Origin of the sequence: Streptomyces sp. NPDC102490 (genome assembly GCF_044765285.1) — a bacterium.
In the GTDB taxonomy this organism is placed as follows: Bacteria; Actinomycetota; Actinomycetes; order Streptomycetales; family Streptomycetaceae; genus Streptomyces.
In genome coordinates, this window is record NZ_JBIWJU010000007.1 from 145,148 (window position 1) to 163,367 (window position 18,220).

The window sequence follows — 18,220 nt, forward strand, 5'->3', positions numbered from 1 at the left end:
TCAAGGGTCTCACGACCGCCGACACGGGCCCACGTGACGAGCGCCCGACGCCCGCTTCCCCCTACGACGCCGGCTTGTAGTCCTGGCCGAGCACCACCGAGACCCGCGCGTTCGCGGTGACCTTCCCCTGGGAGACGGCGCCGGTGGGCAGGCCCAGGGTCTTGGCGACCTGGACGGCGTTCTCCTTGTCGGCGGCCGCCGCGTAGACGACCTCCGAGGTGGCCTCGGTGCCGGAGGCGGTGCCGCCCGACACGAAGGTGAAGCCGCCGTTGAGGAGGACGACGCGGGCCTTGCCGGTGCGGTCCTCCTGGCCGGTGGCGTTGCGGACGGAGACGCTGACGGCCGCGTCCTTCTCGGGGCTCTTGGCGGTGCCGCCGAGGACGTCCTTGACGACGCTGTCACTGGCCTCGGCGCTGAGCCCGCCGCCGTCCTGGACGGGCAGCAGCGCGGTCTTGAAGTCGCCGCCCTTGGCCCGGTCGGAGAGCCCGGCGAGGAAGGTGCCGAGGTCCTTCTCGGTCAGCGGCGGGTCGAGGATCATCCCCATGGTCTGGACGGTGGTCGTCGCGGCCTGCGGGTCCGAGGACAGCTTGCGCAGCACCCCCTGCATGACCTGCCCGAACCGCTGGAGCTGGGCGTTCGCCTCCTCGCCCTTGGCGCTGTAGGTGGCGTAGGCGACGGCCATCTTGCCGCTGAGGGTCTGGCCCTCGCCCTTGCGCACCAGGGGCGCGGCGCCCTTGTCCTTGGCCTCCGGGTCGGGGACGTCGGCGTCGGTGTCGACGTCGATGTTGCCGACCAGGTCGACGAGGATCTGGAGGTAGGGCGTGTCCAGCCGCCAGGTGCCCTCGATGTCGGTGCCCAGGGCGGAGTCGAGGGCGGTGCGGGTCGCGTCGGGGCCGTCGTCGTCGACGGAAGTGGCGAGCGTGGTGGTGCTGCCGTCGTCGCCGGTCAGGGCGAGCGCGTTGGGCACCAGCACGGCGGTGCCCTGCTTGGTGGTGGTGTTGTTCACGAGCAGCGCGGTGGAGGTGCCGCCGCCCTTGGTGTCGTGCAGGTGGACGGCGATCACGTCGCGCTTCTGGGCGCCCGCCGCCGTCGCGGTGCCCGTCTTGTCGTCGGAGGAAGACAGTCCGGGCAGCTTCCCCGCGTACCAGAGGTAGCCGACGCCGCCGACCGCGACCAGTGCCAGGACGACGACCAGGGCGACGACGCGCGAGCGGGCGCGGCGCCGGGCCTCCTCGCGGCGCTCGGTGCGGTTCTCCGTGAACTTCATCCAGTCGATGACGTCCTCGGAGTCGCCGGTCGGCTCCTCGACGAAGGCGAACTGCTCGGTGCGGTAGTCCCCGCCGGGTTCGGCGGTCTCGCGCTGGTCCGTGCGCTCCCGCTCCTCGGGCGGGCCGGCCTGCTGCGGGATGTGGGCGGTCTGCTCGGCGACCCGGGGCTGCGGCCCGCTGGTCGCGGCCTGCCCGTACGGGTCGTACGGCGGCTGCGGGGCCGGGGCGCCCCCGTGCGGGCCGGCGGGGTGGCCGCCGTAACCGCCGCCGTAGTCGCCGTAGTCGGGCGCGGGCGGCTGCGCCGGCTGCTGACCGGTGTCGTAGCCGCCCTGGGAGCCGTAGGGGTCGTAGGGCTGCTGGACGGGCTGCTGGGTGCCCGTGGCGTACGGGTCGTAGCCGTAGCCCTGCTGGCCGTACTGCTGCTGCGGGTACGGGTCGTACTGCTGCTGGTGGCCGGGCTGGGCGTGCCCTTGCCCTTCCCCCTGGCCCTGTCCTTGCGCCTGCCCCTGGGCCTGGCGGTACACGGGGCGGCCGTACTCGTCGTAGCCCACGAGTTCGTACTGGTCGTCGCCGTATCCCGCGTCGTATCCGTCGTTCACCGGTGCCCCTCTCGGCTCACTCGCCGCGGTACAGGTGGCGTTTGTCGATATAGCGCACGACTCCGTCGGGCACCAGGTACCAGACGGGATCGCCCTTGGCGACTCTCGCACGGCAGTCCGTGGAGGAGATGGCGAGGGCGGGCACCTCGACGAGCGAGACGCCGCCCTTGGGGAGTCCGGCGTCCGTGAGGGTGTGGCCGGGCCGGGTGACGCCGATGAAGTGGGCGAGGGAGAACAGTTCCTCGCTGTCGCGCCAGGTGAGGATCTGGGCGAGGGCGTCGGCTCCGGTGATGAAGAACAGGTCCGCGTCCGGGTTGAGGGCGCGCAGGTCGCGCAGGGTGTCGACGGTGTAGGTGGGGCCGCCGCGGTCGATGTCGATGCGGCTGACGGAGAACTGCGGGTTCTCGACGGTCGCGACGACCGTCATCAGATAGCGGTCCTCGGCCGCGGAGACCGCGCGGTGGCTCTTCTGCCACGGCTGCCCGGTCGGTACGAACACCACCTCGTCGAGCTGGAACTGCGCGGCGACCTCGCTGGCGGCCACGAGGTGGCCGTGGTGGATCGGGTCGAAGGTGCCGCCCATGACGCCCAGGCGCCGCTTGCCCGGCGACGGGCCGTCGCCCGGACCGTTGACCGGTCCGGCGGCGCGGGCGGGCACCGCGTTCTGCGTGCCGCGCGCCGGCGCGTGCGCCGGGCCGGTAGGCGTGTCGTGCTCTCCCATGCGTGCAGACCCTACCGGCCCGCCCGGCGCGACCCGGTCGCGCCCGTTCGGCCGCGGGCTCAGCGGTCGCGGTTGAACCGGGTGGTGATCCACAGCAGGAGCAGCAGGATGACGAACGCGCCGATGCCGGTGACGTAAGGGCTGAGGCTCTCGTGGTTGCCGCCGTGCTCCTCGCCGCCCTCGGCGGCGAGGGTGACGAACTGGGCGGCGCTGAGGGGAAGGCTCATCTTCGGCAGGACCTATCCGGTGAGGGCGGGACTGGACGTGCGCTCATCGTATGCGGGCGCCCCACAGGCGATCACGCCGACTCCGCCGTTGGAGAGGCGCGACGACCGGGCGTGACGGGCCCGGGGAACCTTGCGATCTCCTCAGTCGTCCTTCTGCTTGTACCCCCGCAGCAGGACCCACCCGGTCAGCACACAGCCCACCACCATGACGATCAGGACGATCCGGAGCAGATTCCCCGGCCCCTGCTGCTCGGCGGCGGTCGCGGCCCCGGCGAGCCAGTCGGGGTGCGGGATGTGCTGCATGGCGTGGACTCCTTAGACGTACTGCCCGTCCACGGTATCTCCGCCTAGGCTGGGCGCGGCTCGGGGGGCGCAAAGGGCCGCACAAGGGTTCGCAAAAAACCATACGTACGTCCAGGTCACACATCCGCGCATGGGGGAAGAGATGTCCGACGGCCACCACAACGGTCACGAGCACGTGCCGAGCAGACAGCGCAGGCGCTTCCCCGGAATCTCCTCGCGTGCGTACGAGCATCCGGCCGACCGCAGCGCCCTGGTGGCGCTGCGCAAGCTGAGCGGCTTCGACACGGTCTTCAAGGCGCTCAGCGGCCTGCTGCCCGAGCGGAGCCTCAGGCTGCTGTTCCTGTCCGACTCGGTGCGCGTCTCGGACCGGCAGTTCGTCCACCTGAACGTCATGCTGCGCGACGCCTGCTACATCCTGGACCTGGAGAAGGTCCCCCCGATGTACGTCAACCAGGACCCGACGCCGAACGCGATGTGCATCGGCCTGGACGAGCCGATCATCGTCGTCACCACGGGCCTGGTCGAGCTGCTCGACGAGGAGGAGATGCGTGCGGTCGTCGGGCACGAGGTGGGGCACGCCCTGTCCGGGCACGCGGTCTACCGGACCGTCCTGCTCTTCCTGACCTCCCTCGCCGTCCGGGTCGCCTGGATCCCGCTGGGGAACGTGGCGATCATGGCGATCGTGACCGCGCTGCGCGAGTGGTTCCGCAAGTCGGAGCTGTCCGCCGACCGCGCGGGACTGCTGGTAGGCCAGGACCCGCGGGCGTCCATGCGGGGCCTGATGAAGATCGCGGGCGGCAACCACCTGCACGAGATGAACGTGGACGCGTTCCTGGAGCAGGCCGAGGAGTACGAGGCGGGCGGCGACCTGCGCGACTCGGTGCTGAAGATCCTGAACGTGCTGCCCCGCTCACACCCCTTCACCACGGTGCGGGCCGCCGAGCTGAAGAAGTGGGCGGCCTCCCGGGACTACCAGCGGATCATGGACGGCCACTACCCGCGGCGCGACGAGGACAAGGACACCTCGGTGCGGGACTCCTTCAAGGAGTCGGCGTCCCACTACGCCACGCATGTGCGCAGCTCCAAGGACCCGCTGATGAAGCTGGTCAACGACATCGCGGGCGGCGCCGGTGACCTCGGTGACCGGATGCGCCGCGGCTTCGGCGGCTTCACGGGCTCCCAGCCGAGGCCGTCCGAGGACGGGGGCGCGGACGGGGACGGGCCGGGGAAGGGCCCCGGTCCCGAGACGACGCCCGGGGAGGGGCCCGAGGGCCCCGGTGGCGGCGGTCCGCAGGCGCCCCGGGACGGCTCACCGCGCGACGGCGTCTGACCTCCCGACCGGCTCGGACCGCTCAGACCTTCGGCTGGGCGGAGCGCGCCAGGCTGCCGCACAGGGCCGTGGCGTTGTCCGACGTGTACGGGTCGGTGCCGGCAGGGACGCCGGCCCCGGCCCGCTGGCCGGCCAGCAGCGGGCGGAGGTGGTTCGCCGAGTCGTCGGCGCAGGACAGCGGCCCGGCCTGGACGTAGGAGGCGACCAGCCGGGTCTGGTGCAGCCGCAGGTCCTCCCGGTCGAAGCGGAAGTGCAGCTCGCGCCGGACGGTGAACAGCGACGTCTCGGCCCGGGCGTCGTCGGCCGGCCGCAGCGCGTACACCATGGTGTGGTCGGCGGTGACCTCCAGCGTGGACGCGTCGCTCTCCGCGGCGCGCAGGCTGCCGTCCACCCGGATCGCGGGGTCGGCCAGCTCGGCCCGGGCCGGGTCGAAGCGGATCAGCCAGCCGGTGGGGGCGTGCCGGCCGTCCGCGGCGGGTTTCTGGAAGCTCTCGTCGAACTGGTGGAGCTGGTCCGGGTCCAGCAGCACCCGCACCGAGCGGACGTCCGCGCCGCCGAGCACCTCCGGGTCCAGCGCCGAGCGGACGATGTAGTTCTTGGCGGTGGTGAGCGCGTTGAACACCTGGTCCTCGGAGAAGTGCGCCGTGCGCCGGGCTCCCGGCATCGGGATGCCCTGGGCCGCGGTCCTGAAGCGCGCGGCGGGGCTGTGCGCGTACAGGAACGCGGCGTCGTCGGCGCCGGGCACCCGGTCCCGGGGGGCGAGCGGGACGACGGTCATCCGCGCCGGCTCGGCGGCCCGCTGCCCGGCGGGGTTCTGGTAGGGGTGCCGTACACCCATGTAGATGGCGGTGCCGAAGGCGACGGCGATCAGCAGGACCAGGATCAGCGCCTGCCGGGACAGTCCGGCCCGGCGCAGGGGCGGCCGGCGGCGCACGGCGGGCGCGTGGTCGGTGATGCGCTCCTGGGCGGAGAACTCCTGGAGCCGGGCAGCGCGCACGAACGATTCGTCGAAGACGACGGATCGGTACTCGTCCTCTCCGCCTCCGGACCCGCCCTCGGGCGTTCCTCCGGGCGGACCGCCTAGCCCTGCCATACCTTCAGAGTGACTCTGCGGAAGGTCGCGTAAACGCGCTGCCACAGGTCAAGTTGGGACAGCTTGGCGCCGTCCCTGGGGCAGGTCAGGGGCTGCGCGGAATCACCGGGACGGCCGGCTGGGAGTGGTCGGCGGAGGCCGAGGGGGTCGCGGCTCCGCCCTGCTCCGGGCCGGTGGAGGCGGGGGGCGGCACCTGCCGCGGACCGCCGCCGGAGGACGCGCCCCGGTAGACGGCCACGAAGGCCAGCGCGACCATGCCGATGCCCATCGCCAGGGCGAGCAGCCAGGCGACGGGGCGGTGCCAGCGGACCTGCTTGCCGTAGGCCGCGGGAGCGCCGTACGGGCGGTCGAGGAGGTCGCGGTCGTCGTCCGGGTCGTCGAGGTCGGGATCATGGCCGAAATCGCCGTACCCGTCGTCGTAGCGCTCGGCTCTGCCGCGGCCGCGGCGGGCCGCCTCCGCCTCGGTGGCCTCGGCTCTGGCCTGCGCGGCGGCCAGGAGGCGTTCGACGGCGGTCGGCTCGTGCACCGCGGCCGCCTGTACGAAGGCCTCGTCGAAGACCACGGAGGCGAACTCTTCGTCCGACACTCCGCGGTCGTGGTCGTCGTCGGGCTCCCAGCCGTCCGGGAACGGCGTGCCCCCCACGTCCTCCGGCACGGCTCCAGAGTAGACCTGGGGGGTCGTTTTGGGCAGACGGCGGGGAAATTCATCCGGTGGGTGAGATGCCCCGATCGGTGCGCCCGCCGTCAGCGTCGTACGTGTCCGTCTCCGGTGACGATGTACTTCGTGCTGGTCAGCTCCGGCAGCCCCATGGGGCCGCGGGCGTGCAGCTTCTGCGTGGAGATGCCGATCTCGGCGCCGAAGCCGAACTGGCCGCCGTCGGTGAAGCGGGTGGAGGTGTTCACCGCGACGGTGGTGGAGTCGACCAGTTGGGTGAAGCGCCGGGCCGCCTGCTGCGAGGTGGTGACGATGGCCTCGGTGTGGCCGGAGGTCCACAGCCGGATGTGCTCGACGGCCCGGTCCAGGGAGTCCACGACGGCCGCCGCGATGTCGTACGACAGGTACTCGGTCTCCCAGTCCTCGGGCGTCGCCTCGACGACGGTCGCGCCGGAGTCCTTGGCGTACGCCATCACGCGTTCGTCGGCGTGCACGGTGACCCCGGCCTCGGCGAGCGCGGCCAGCGCGCGGGGCAGGAAGTCGGCGGCGATGTCCTGGTGGACGAGGAGGGTCTCGGCGGCGTTGCAGACGCTGACGCGCTGCGCCTTGGAGTTGATCAGGATGTCGACGGCCATGTCGAGGTCGGCCCGCGCGTCGACGTAGACGTGGCAGTTGCCGGTGCCGGTCTCGATGACGGGGACGGTGGACTCCTGGACGACCGTGTTGATCAGCGAGGCGCCACCGCGCGGGATGAGCACGTCGACCAGGCCGCGGGCCCGCATCAGCTCGCGCACGCTCTCGCGGCTCTCGCCGGGCACCAGCTGCACGGCGTCGGCGGGCAGCCCGGCCCCGCCCACGGCGTCCCGGACCACCCGGACCAGGGCGGTGTTCGACTGGTAGGCGGAGGAGGAGCCGCGCAGCAGGACGGCGTTGCCGGACTTCAGGCACAGGGCGGCGGCGTCGACCGTGACGTTGGGCCGGCCCTCGTAGATGATGCCGACCACGCCGAGCGGCACCCGGACCTGGCGCAGGTCGATGCCGTTGGGGAGGGTGGAGCCGCGCACGACCTCGCCGACCGGGTCGGGCAGCGCGACGACGTCGCGCACGTCGGAGGCGATGGCGCGGACCCGCTCCGGGGTCAGGGCGAGGCGGTCGACGACGGCCTCGCTGGTCCCGGCGGCGCGGGCCTTGGCCACGTCCTGGGCGTTGGCCTCGACGATCTCGCTCGTGCGGACCTCCAGCGCGTCCGCGACGGCGAGCAGCGCGTCGTCCTTGGCGGCCCGCGGCAGCGGCGCGAGGTCGGCCGCGGCGGCCTTGGCCCGGTAGGCGGCCCGGGTGACCGGGGACATCGAGTCGTACGGCGAGAGCGTGGTCATGGGGGAAGGGTAGTGCGCGCGGTCCGGGCGGCCACCCGTCGTCCCATCCCGCGAGATGGGCCGAGGACGGGTCAAAACGGGTGAACGCCGACGGGTGTCGCGGGGGCCGGCCCGTACCCCGCGGCGATGCGCTGGTGGTAGGTGGCCCGGTCGATGACCTCCAGGCCGACGATCTCCCAGGGCGGCAGCCCCGCGGTCTGCCGGTGCTCGCCCCACAGGCGCAGGGCGACGGCGGCGGCGTCGTGCAGGTCGCGGGCCTCCTCCCAGTACCGGATCTCCGCGTGGTCGTCGGCGTAGCGGCTGGTCAGCAGGAAGGGGTGGTCGTGCGCGAGCTGTTCGAGCGCCCGTCGCACCTCGGTGAGCGGGGCGCGGGCGCCGGAGACGCTGAGGGTGACGTGCCACAGGCGCGGGGTGTGCTCGGGCTCCTCGCCGTGGAAGCGGTCCCCGGCCGCGACGCTGGTCAGGGCGCGCTCCTCGCCGCCCGCGCGGTTCGCGCCCCGGGCGCCGCCGGAGCGCGCGCCCGTGCCGCCGCGGGCGCCCGCGCCACCGCGGGAGGCGCTGCCACCGCGGGGCGCCGCCGTCCCAGGGCGTACTCCGCTCACGACGGCCTCCTTCACGCACACGGCTCGGCCCGGTGGTCGGCCGGGCTTGTCCCTGAGGAAAGTTGAGCAGGCCGCGCGAGATCGCGGGGCGGTTTTTGCGGAACGTCCACCGCCGATTCGGGGACGTTTCGACCCATTACGGGTGCAGGATCACCAGATCGTCCCTGTGTACGACCTCGCGTTCGTACGCGGGTCCGAGTTCGCGCGCCAGTTCCCGGGTGGAGCGGCCGATCAGCCGGGGCATCTCCTTGGCGTCGAAATTGACCACCCCCCGGGCCACCGCCCGGCCCGCGCCGTCCCGAAGCTCGACCGGGTCGCCCGCGACGAACTCGCCCTCGACGCCCGCGATCCCGGCCGGCAGCAGCGATTTGCGGCCCTCGACGACCGCCCGCACCGCCCCGTCGTCCAGGACCAGCGCCCCCTGCGGGGTGGAGGCGTGCTGGAGCCACAGCAGCCGGTCGGCGGAGCGCCGGCCGGTGGCGTGGAAGTAGGTGCCGGTGTCGCCGCCGGTCAGGGCGTCGGCCGCGTGCACCGCGCTGGTCAGCACCACGGGGATGCCGGCGGCGGCGGCGATCCGGGCCGCCTCGACCTTGGTGACCATGCCGCCGGTGCCGACCCCGGCCCGGCCCGCGCTGCCGATGTCGACGCCCGCGAGGTCGGCCATGTCCCGCACCTCGGCCAGCCGCGAGGTGCCGGGCCTGCTCGGGTCGCCGTCGTAGACGCCGTCCACGTCGGACAGCAGCACCAGCAGGTCGGCGCGGACCAGGTGGGCGACGAGGGCGGCGAGGCGGTCGTTGTCGCCGAAGCGGATCTCGTCGGTGGCGACGGTGTCGTTCTCGTTGACGATCGGGAAGGCGCCCATCGCCAGCAGCTTGTCCAGGGTGCGGGAGGCGTTGCGGTGGTGGGCGCGGCGGCTCATGTCGTCGCTGGTCAGCAGCACCTGGCCGACGCGGACGCCGTAGCGGGCGAAGGAGGCGGTGTAGCGGGCGACCAGCAGCCCCTGGCCGACGCTGGCGGCGGCCTGCTGGCGGGCCAGGTCCGTCGGACGGCGGCGCAGGCCCAGCGGGGCGAGCCCGGCGGCGATGGCGCCGGAGGAGACGAGGACGATCTCCTTGTCGGTCCCGCGCACCTTGGCCAGCACGTCGACGAGCGCGTCGACCCGGTCGGCGTCCAGGCCGCCCGCGGCGGTGGTCAGCGAGGAGGAACCGACCTTGACCACGATCCTGCGGGCCTCGCCCACGGCCTGCCTTGTCCCCGGCCCCGTTCCCGGCCTTGCCCCTGCCACGGCCCCGTCCGCCTCTCCCGTCGACACGCGCCGATCCCTGCGCTCGCCAGGCAATCTACGCGAAGGCGAACACGCGCCGCACCGGAGTTCACGCTGCGGACGGCGGGCTCCTCGCCCGCCGGGTCCGCGGCGCGTCAAGGCCCGGCGTCAACACGCGCGTGTCGTCGGGCGGTCACCGGGCGTTAACCCGGTTGTCCGATGCGTGACGAGCCTGGAGCGACCGCAGTGCCCCTACCTCTGCCCCGCCGCCGTCTGCCCCGGCCCGCCCGGCGGCCCCGTGGTCCACGCCTGCGCCTGCCCGGGCGGCGGACCGCCGTGAAGCTGCTGGTCCTGGGCGTGCTGGCGGCCGCCTTCGCCGCCCAGGCCCTCGGCGCGCTGCTGCCGCACGTGCCGCTGCTGCTCGCGGCGAGCGCCGCCTCGCTGGCCGCCGAGGGGGCCCTGTACCGGTGGCAGCGGGGCATGGTGTCGCTGTTCGCCAAGTCGCACGCCGATGTCACCGTCCGGCACGTGCTGCGCGACCTGCTGCTGGTGGTGGGCCTGCTGCGCCTGGGCGAACAGCACCGCGAGGGGGCGTACGCGCCGCTCGTCGCCGGGCTGCTCGTCTTCTACGCGGCGCACTGGGCGATCCAGGCGGTGTCCGTACTGGTCCGGCGCACCCGGACGCTGCCCGTGGTGACCCGGAACATCGACGCCTCCGCGCTGCGGCTGACCCCGGCGCCCCCGGTGCTGCTGCGCCGCCCCGGGCACCGGCTGGCGGCCTTCGGGCTGCCCGCGACGGCCGGGCTGCTGACGACGGCGGCGACCGACGCGCCGGTGTACGGGGCGGCCGGGCTCGCACTGTCCCTGGCGCTGGCGCTGACGGGTCTGGGCGCGCTGCTGCTGCGGCTGCTGCCGGGCCGCCGGCCCGCGGGCGAGCAGGAGGTGCTGGACTGGTTCGAGGCGTGGCTGTCCCGGTACCGGCCGACGGTCGGCCTGTACTTCTCGGGCGGGGCGTCCTCGGCGTACCAGGCGAACATGTGGCTGGAGCCGCTGGCACGGCTGGACGGGCGGCCGGTGATCGTGCTGCGGGAGCGGCACATGGTGCAGCGGATCGCGGCGACCGACATCCCGGTGGTGTGCCTGCCGAAGGTGTCGACGCTGATGCGTCTGGAGCACTCGACGCTCCGCGTGCTCCTGCACCCCTCCAACTCCGGGAAGACCTCGCAGGTCCTGCGCATCCCGACCATCAAGCACGCCTTCGTCAACCACGGGGAGAGCGACAAGCTGTCCTCGTGCAACCCGTACGCGAAGGCGTACGACGAGGTTTGGGTGGCGGGCCCCGCGGCGCGCGAGCGGTACGCGCTGGCGGAGGTCGGCGTGGACGACCGGGACGTGGTGGAGATTGGCCGCCCGCAGCTGGACGCCGTACTGCCGTACGCGGGGCCGCCCGCTCCCGGGGCGTTCACCACCGTCCTGTACGCGCCGACCTGGGAGGGCTGGGACGGCAACCCGGGCAACACCTCGGTGGTCGAGGCCGGGGAGAACCTGGTGCGGGCGCTGCTCGCGGACCCGGGCGTACGGCTGCTGTACAAGCCGCACCCGCTGACGGGGTCGGTGGACCCGCGGGCCCGCGCCGCCGACCTGCGCATCCGCGAGCTGGTGCGGGCGGCGAACCGGGAGCGGGGCGGGCCCCGGCCGGACGCGTCGGCGGCCACCGCCCTGGCCCGGCGGGCGGCGGAGCTGGACCGGCTCACCGCGGCCGGTTTCCGGTCGGCGGCGGACCAGGCGGAGCGGATGCTGCGGCAGCCCGCGCCGCCGCCCGGGCGGGCCGAGGCGGTGCGGCGGGCGGCGGTCGCGTGGGAGGAGGCGTACTGGGCGTCGCTGCCCGCGTGGGAGCACCAGGTCGTCGTGGATGCCCGGCCGTCGCTCTACGCCTGCTTCAACCGGGCCGACCTGCTGATCAGTGACGTGTCGAGCGTGATCAGCGACTTCCTGGCGAGCGACAAGCCGTACGCGGTCGCCAACACCAGCACGCTGGCCGAGGACGTGTTCCGCAAGTCGTTCCCGACGGTGGCGGCGGCGACCGTGCTGACGCCGGACGCGTCCGGGGTGCCCGCGCTCCTCCAGTCGGTGCGCCGTCCGGAGCGGGACGAACTCGCCGGGGAGCGCGCCGCGTTGGCCCGGCGTCTGCTGGGTCCGGCCGAGCCGCCGTCCCAGGAGCGCTTCGCCGGCGCGGTACGGGAGCTGTGCGCGGCGGCGGGCCGGCACCGGGCCAGGATGGCGGAGCGGCTCGCCGCGGAGTTCCCCGTCCCCGGCCCGCGGCGCGAACCCGCCCGGCCGTCCGCCCCGTCCGCCGCCCCGGAACCGCGCGGCCACGTCTGAGCCCCGTTCCCGGGCCGTGGTGTGCACCACACCTGTCACAGCATGGTCACGAATCACGGCCCCCGGGAGGGGCGGTCCAGCCCGCTCCCGGTCCCCGACGGCACCGGCCCGGACATCCGGCCGGTGCCGCGCAGGGACAGGTCGCGCCCGGGGCGCGGCCCCTTCGTCGTACTCGCCCTCGTTCCGTCCGGGCCCGTCTCAGCGGGTGCGGAGCCTTCCATGGGCCGTGGAAAAGCGAGTCGGGCACATGGGGCGGAAACCGACGCAAGTCGGTAAAGAGGACAGGGGGTCTGAATGTGAGGAAGTTCTCCAGCCGCTTCCCCGCGGCCCATTCGGGCGGCCGGTCCGGCCATTTCCCGCTGTGGCGGGGCGCAGGGTGTCCGGCTACCGTGCCCGCGGAAACTCCGCGTGAATCCTTTACGCTGATGCGGCGGCGCGCTCCAGGCCCGAGCGGTGCCCGGAGCGCGTTCCGGTCCCAGCCCGCGGTCCCGTGGTCAGTTCTCGGAACAGGTTGTAAGGATGCCCAAGCTCTCTCTCGTTGTCCCCGTGTACAAGGTGCAGGGCTATCTGCCCGAGTGCCTTGACTCCATACTCGGGCAGGACTGCACGGACTTCGAGATCATCGCGGTCGACGACTGCTCGCCGGACGAGTCAGGGGCCATTCTCGACGAGTACGCGAAACGCGACACCCGGATTCATGTGATTCACCTCACGGAGAACGTGGGGCTGGGGCGCGCACGCAACGCCGGACTCGAAAAGGCCACCGGCGATTACGTGTTGTTCCTGGACAGTGACGACACGTTGTCCGACGGTGCCCTTTCGGCCGTCCGGGACCGGCTCGAGACCACGGGCGACCCCGAGATCCTGATCTTCGACTACGCGCGTACCTACTGGGACGGCCGGGTCCGCCCGAACCTGCGGGCCGACCTGCTGAAGGAGGAGGGGCCGGACACCTTCTCCCTCGCCGAGCGCCCCCAGTTGCTCGACCTGCTCCAGATCGTGTGGAACAAGGCCTACCGGCGCGACTTCGTCACCCGGACGGGACTCACCTTCCCGCCCGGGTACTACGAGGACGCCCCCTGGACGTTCTGCTCCCTGATCAGCGCCGAGCGGATCGCCGTCCTCGACCGGGTCTGTGTGCGCTACCGGCAGCGCCGCGAGGGCGGCAACATCCTCAAGACGGTCAGCCGCAAGCACTTCGACGTCTTCGACCAGTACCAGCGGGTCTTCGACTTCCTCGACGCGCACGAGGAACTCACCGAGTGGCGCGGCCCGTTGTTCCGCAAGATGGCAGACCACTACCTGACCATCCTGGAGCGTCCCGGCCGCCTGCCGCAGGACGCGCGCGCGGAGTTCTTCCACCGGGCCTCGGCCGACTACCGCGCCCGGGTACCGAAGGGCTTCACCCGCCCCGGCGGTGGGCGCGGCCACAAGTACGGGATGCTGGAGCGCGACGCCTACACGACCATGGTGAGCGCCCTGGCGGCGGTGAAGCTCCGCCAGCGGGTCAGGACCCGCACCCGCACCGCGATCAACCGCTCCAAGCGCAGCGCGATGGGCGCCTTCTACCAGTCGCAGCTCAGACTGCCGCTCGACGACGACCTGGTGCTGTTCTCCGCCTACTGGAGCCGCAGCGTCTCCTGCAACCCCGCCGCGATCGACGCCGAACTGGCCCGGCTGGCCCCGCACATGCGCCGGGTCTGGGCGGTCCGCGCGGACGACGCGGACCGGGTGCCGAAGGGCGTGAAGGTCGTCCGCGTGGGCTCCCGCGACTACTGGGCGGCCCTGGCCCGCGCCAAGTACCTGGTGAACAACGTGAACTTCGCGGACTCCGTGGTCAAGCGCGAGGGCCAGATCCATGTGCAGACCCACCACGGCACACCGCTGAAGACGATGGGCCTGGACCAGCAGAAGTACCCGGCCTCCACCGACATGGACTTCGAGAAGCTGCTGGAGCGGTGCGACCGCTGGGACTACAGCATCAGCGCCAACCGGTTCTCGACCGTGATCTGGGAGCGGGTCTACCCCTGCTCGTACACCTCGCTGGAGACCGGCTACCCGCGCAACGACGTGCTGGTCAACGCCACGTCCCAGGACGTGCGCGCGGCCCGCGCCGCGCTCGGGCTGGCCGACGGCACCAAGGCGTTCCTCTACATGCCGACCCACCGCGAGTACCAGCCGGGCTTCGTCCCTCCGCTGAACCTGAGCAGGTTCGCCCGCGAACTCGGCCCCGACGTGACCCTGCTGGTACGCGGCCACTACTTCTACGGCAACTCCCCGCACGTCGCCGAGCTGCGCCGCACCGGCCGCATCATCGACGTCTCCGGGCACGCCCGGGTGGAGGAGCTGTACCTCGCGGCCGACGCCCTGATCACGGACTACTCCTCGGCGATGTTCGACTACGCCGTCCTCGACCGCCCGATCATCAGCTACGTCCCCGACTGGGACGTCTACTCCGCGGTGCGCGGCACCTACTTCGACCTGCTCCAGGAACCGCCCGGCGCGGTGGCCACCACGCAGGCGGAACTGCTGGGACTGCTCGCCTCCGGGGGGTACGACAGCCCGGAGACGACCGAGCGCCGGGACACCTTCCGCAGGCGTTTTTGCGAATTCGACGACGGACACGCAGCCGAACGGGTCGTACGACGCGTCTTCCTCGGTGAAGAGAACCTGCCGCCCATCGTCCCCTTCGACGAACGCCACCACGCCCCGACCCCCGCCCAGGCGCTCGAACTGGTCGAGCGGGCCTGACCCCGAAAGGAGATCACCAAGCCATGGCCCCTCGGCTCAGTGTCATCGTCCCCATCTACAACGTCGAGCGTTACCTGCCGGCCTGCCTCGACTCGCTCGCCGCGCAGACCTTCCGGGACCTCGAGGTCCTGATGGTCGACGACGGTTCGCCCGACGGCTCCGCGGCCATCGCCGCCGAGTACGCGGACCGCGACGAGCGCTTCCGCCTGATCCGCAAGGAGAACGGCGGACTCGGAGCCGCCCGCAACACGGGCATAGCCGAGATATCGGCCGAGTCGGAGTACCTGACCTTCGTCGACAGCGACGACGTGATCCCGCCGGACGCCTACCGGCTGATGGTCACCAGCCTCGACGAGTCCCACTCGGACTTCGCCACGGGCAACGTCTTCCACCTCAAGGGCGAGAAGTCCTGGCAGGTGCCGCTGCTGAAGATGCTGGCCGGCGAGGCGCGCAAGCGCACGCACATATCGAAGATCCCCCGGCTGGTGGCCGACCGCATCGCCTGCAACAAGGTCTTCCGGCGCACCTTCTGGGAGAAGCACCACTTCTCCTTCCCCGAGGGCATCCTGCACGAGGACATCCCCGTGGTGCTGCCCGCCCACTACCGGGCCGAGGCCGTCGACATCATCGGCGAGCCGACCTACTTCTGGCGGCTGCGCGAGGGCGAGTCCGCGCCGTCGATCACCCAGCGCCGCAAGGAGCCCCAGGCCATCCGCGACCGGGTCACCGCGGTGAGCATGGTCAGCGACTACCTGTCCCAGCAGCCGGGCCCCGAGTTCGCCGCGTACAAGAACCAGTACGACGAGCGGGTCCTCCGCGACGACCTGCGGCTGTTCATGCGGGTGCTGCCGGACGCGACGGCGGAGTTCCACGAGGCCTTCCTGGAGGCCGCCAACCGCTACCTCGACACCATCGACCCGAAGATCGTCCTGGGTCTGCCGACGGACCTGCGGGTCCAGTGGCTGCTGGTGCGCAAGCACGCCATGCCCGAGCTGATCGCCCTGCTCGCCTCCCAGCGCCGCAAGGAGCCGGTCGAGGTGTCGGGCTCCTTCCGCAAGTACGCCAGCTACCGCACGCTGGAGGAGAGCGGCCTCGAACTGCCCAAGTCGGCGCTGCGCATCGACGGCGACCTGTCGCTGCGTGCCCCGCTGCGGATGGTGTCCTGGCAGGACGGCAAGCTCTACCTGTCCGGCAACGCGTACATCGACAAGATCGACCTGCCGTCGAAGCGCAGCAGCGTCAAGGTCGTCCAGCTCAAGCGGGACGGCTCGCGCCGCCGCATGTACCTGCCGGCCAGGAACGTCTACCGCCCGGAGTGCACCACGGACTCCGGCCAGCAGCGCTACAACTACGACTGGGCCGGCTGGGAGCTGGAGCTCGACCCCGCCAAGCTGCGCAAGGGCGGCAGCTGGCAGGAGGGCCTGTGGCACGTCGGCATCAACGTGTACGCGTCCGGCCTGGTACGCCGCAGCGGCGTCTGGGCCCGCGGCGGCTCCGCCGCCAACTTCCCTCCGTACCAGTGGCTCGACGAGAACTTCCGGATGCTGCCGTCCGTCGAGCGCGGTGCCTTCAAGCTGCGCATCGAGCGCGTCCGCGCCCTGATCACCGACCGTCGCCTGGACGGTGACTCGCTCGCGGTGGCCGGTGAGATCCGGGTGGCGCTCAAGCCGGGCGAGACGGTGGCGCTGCGGCTGACGAACGCCAAGAGCGGCGAGGTCCGCAAGTACCCCGTGGACGTGGCCCAGCAGGGCACCCGGACCACCTTCGACGCCCGGGTGCCGCTCACCGACGTGGCGCTGCTCGGCGACGACACCGTCGAGGAGCACGCCCAGCTGGACCGCCGGCTGTGGAGCACCGCCCTGCTGGCCACCGCGGCGGACGGCACGGAGCGCAAGTTCAGCAGCGTCGTCAAGGAGGGTCTCGAGGACCTGTCCTTCGACCTGCCCGCCTCCTTCGGCGAGCCCGGCGCGCACCGGGAGCTGGCGGTCACCTCCGGCCACAACGGCTACTTGAAGATCATCGGCCGGACCCGCCGGGCCACGATCACCGACGTCGCCCTGCGCGACGGCCGGATCGTGGTCGAGGGCCGCACCAGTCCCGAGCTGGTCGGCGCCGACCTGGTCCTCAAGGCCCGCAACCGCTACGACGAGCGCGTCACGTCCGTGGACTGGTCCGACGACGGCAGCTTCCGCACGTCCTTCGACCCGTCGGTGATGGGCGGCTCCGGCGGGGTCCCGCTCAAGGCCGGCCGGTGGAACCTGCTGCTGCGTTCGGCCGACGAGACCGTGCCGGACGCCGAGTTCGTCATCGACCGCCTGGCCATGCCCCAGTTCCCGCTCCACGCGGAGCTGAACGGGCGCCGCTACTGGTTCGAGAACCGCTGGGGCGACTTCCCGCAGCTCAACTGCCGCTCCGAGCTGAGCGACCTGGAGCGCGGCCCGTACCGCCAGCTCCAGCAGCGCCGCGAGGTCTACGAGCCCAGCCGTGAACTGCCGCTGCGCGACCAGGTGTTCTTCTTCAGCTACAACGGCAAGCAGTACTCGGACAGCCCGCGGGCGATGCACGAGGAGCTGCTGCGCCGGAACAGCGGCCTGAAGTACCTGTGGGCCGTGCGCGACAGCCAGGTCGTCCTGCCGCCGACGGCGGAGAAGGTGCGGATGTGGGGCCGGGAGTGGTTCGAGGCACTGGCCACCTCCCGCTACATCGTCACCAACGGGCACCTGCCCGAGTGGGTGGTGCGCCGCCCCGGCCAGGTGATCGTGCAGACCTGGCACGGCACGATGCTGAAGAAGATCGGTCACGACATCGAGACCCTCTACTTCGACCGCGAGTACCAGAACCGCCTGGCGCTGGAGGCGAAGAACTGGAGCCTGCTGGTCTCGTCGAACCGCTTCTCCACGCCGATCCTGAAGCGCGCGTTCTCCTACGACGGCGAGATCCAGGAGGCCGGTTACCCGCGCAACGACTACCTCTACTCCCCCGACCGGGACAAGATCGCCGCCCAGGTCAAGGAGACGCTGAAGCTGCCCGCGGGCAAGAAGGTCGTGCTGTACGCGCCGACGTGGCGGGACGACCAGTCCCACAGCGCGGGTCAGTACCTGTTCGACCTGCGGATCGACCTGGAGGACGCGCGCCGGCGCCTGGGCGACGACCACGTCCTGCTCATCCGCCGCCACTCCAACGTCGTGGACCAGGTCCCCGGCGCGGGCAACGGCTTCGTGTTCGACGTCTCGGAGTACCCGGACATCGCCGACCTGTACCTCGCGGCGGACATCATGATCACGGACTACTCGTCGGTGATGTTCGACTACGCGCACCTGAAGCGGCCGATGCTGTTCTTCACGTACGACCTGGAGCACTACCGGGACACGCTGCGCGGGTTCTACTTCGACTTCGAGAAGGACTCCCCCGGTCCGCTGATCGGCACCTCCAAGGAACTGGTCGACGCGATCCGGGACATCGACCACGTCCAGGCGGAGTACCAGGAGCGGTTCGACCGCTTCCACCACCTGTTCTGCGACCTGGACGACGGCAACGCCTCCGCGCGGGTCGTCGACCGGATGCTGGAGCAGGCGCGGGAGAGCTGACCCCAGGGCGGAACGGAAAAGGGGCGGGGCCCGGAGGATCATGTCCTCCGGGCCCCGCCCCT

At 72.2% G+C, this 18,220-nt stretch carries 13 protein-coding genes; 4 read left to right on the plus strand and 9 right to left on the minus strand.

Going from position 1 to position 18,220, the window contains the following annotated elements; translation table 11 throughout:
- Positions 1 to 61: 61 nt before the first annotated feature.
- The 4 genes from ACIRGB_RS17610 to ACIRGB_RS17625 all read right to left on the minus strand — a co-directional run bounded on the left by ACIRGB_RS17610 (position 62) and on the right by ACIRGB_RS17625 (position 3,118).
- Entirely contained in the window at positions 62 to 1,867 is a 1,806-nt protein-coding gene (locus ACIRGB_RS17610; RefSeq protein WP_403865209.1) for an LCP family protein, read from the minus strand.
- A gap of 16 nt (positions 1,868 to 1,883) precedes the next feature.
- Positions 1,884 to 2,588: a nicotinate-nucleotide adenylyltransferase gene (gene nadD / locus ACIRGB_RS17615; RefSeq protein ID WP_403865212.1), complete on the minus strand. Its 705-nt coding sequence runs from the start codon at positions 2,586 to 2,588 to the stop codon at positions 1,884 to 1,886.
- Between the two features lie 59 nt (positions 2,589 to 2,647).
- A complete protein-coding gene (locus tag ACIRGB_RS17620; protein ID WP_003976223.1) occupies positions 2,648 to 2,815 on the minus strand; it encodes a hypothetical protein in 168 nt (55 codons plus the stop codon).
- Between the two features lie 141 nt (positions 2,816 to 2,956).
- On the minus strand, positions 2,957 to 3,118 hold the full coding sequence (locus tag ACIRGB_RS17625; RefSeq protein WP_403865215.1) for a hypothetical protein: 162 nt from the start codon (positions 3,116 to 3,118) through the stop codon (positions 2,957 to 2,959).
- A gap of 142 nt (positions 3,119 to 3,260) precedes the next feature.
- On the opposite strand from ACIRGB_RS17625, the gene ACIRGB_RS17630 reads away from it, so the two are divergent.
- Positions 3,261 to 4,448 (plus strand): M48 family metallopeptidase, encoded by a 1,188-nt coding sequence (locus tag ACIRGB_RS17630; RefSeq protein WP_403866030.1) that lies wholly within the window; start codon positions 3,261 to 3,263, stop codon positions 4,446 to 4,448.
- A 22-nt stretch (positions 4,449 to 4,470) separates the two neighbouring features.
- Here ACIRGB_RS17630 and ACIRGB_RS17635 read toward each other — a convergent pair whose 3' ends face one another.
- The 5 genes from ACIRGB_RS17635 to proB form a co-directional block, all read right to left on the minus strand.
- Positions 4,471 to 5,541: a hypothetical protein gene (locus ACIRGB_RS17635; RefSeq protein WP_403865217.1), complete on the minus strand. Its 1,071-nt coding sequence runs from the start codon at positions 5,539 to 5,541 to the stop codon at positions 4,471 to 4,473.
- Between the two features lie 85 nt (positions 5,542 to 5,626).
- Entirely contained in the window at positions 5,627 to 6,196 is a 570-nt protein-coding gene (locus ACIRGB_RS17640; protein WP_403865220.1) for a hypothetical protein, read from the minus strand.
- Positions 6,197 to 6,285: 89 nt separating this feature from the next.
- Positions 6,286 to 7,572, minus strand: a complete 1,287-nt coding sequence (locus tag ACIRGB_RS17645; protein ID WP_403865222.1) for a glutamate-5-semialdehyde dehydrogenase — start codon at positions 7,570 to 7,572, stop codon at positions 6,286 to 6,288.
- Positions 7,573 to 7,643: 71 nt separating this feature from the next.
- Complete coding sequence (locus ACIRGB_RS17650; protein WP_403865225.1) at positions 7,644 to 8,174, minus strand: hypothetical protein; 531 nt, start codon at positions 8,172 to 8,174, stop codon at positions 7,644 to 7,646.
- 136 nt (positions 8,175 to 8,310) lie between these two features.
- The gene (gene proB, locus ACIRGB_RS17655) at positions 8,311 to 9,414 is read right to left on the minus strand and encodes a glutamate 5-kinase (protein ID WP_403865228.1); all 1,104 of its coding nucleotides are present in this window, start codon (positions 9,412 to 9,414) and stop codon (positions 8,311 to 8,313) included.
- A gap of 243 nt (positions 9,415 to 9,657) precedes the next feature.
- On the opposite strand from proB, the gene ACIRGB_RS17660 reads away from it, so the two are divergent.
- The 3 genes from ACIRGB_RS17660 to ACIRGB_RS17670 all read left to right on the plus strand — a co-directional run bounded on the left by ACIRGB_RS17660 (position 9,658) and on the right by ACIRGB_RS17670 (position 18,158).
- Positions 9,658 to 11,820, plus strand: a complete 2,163-nt coding sequence (locus ACIRGB_RS17660) for a hypothetical protein (protein WP_403865231.1) — start codon at positions 9,658 to 9,660, stop codon at positions 11,818 to 11,820.
- A gap of 519 nt (positions 11,821 to 12,339) precedes the next feature.
- Positions 12,340 to 14,571 (plus strand): CDP-glycerol glycerophosphotransferase family protein, encoded by a 2,232-nt coding sequence (locus ACIRGB_RS17665; RefSeq protein ID WP_403865234.1) that lies wholly within the window; start codon positions 12,340 to 12,342, stop codon positions 14,569 to 14,571.
- Between the two features lie 23 nt (positions 14,572 to 14,594).
- Entirely contained in the window at positions 14,595 to 18,158 is a 3,564-nt protein-coding gene (locus ACIRGB_RS17670) for a CDP-glycerol glycerophosphotransferase family protein (protein WP_403865237.1), read from the plus strand.
- Positions 18,159 to 18,220 lie beyond the last annotated feature (62 nt).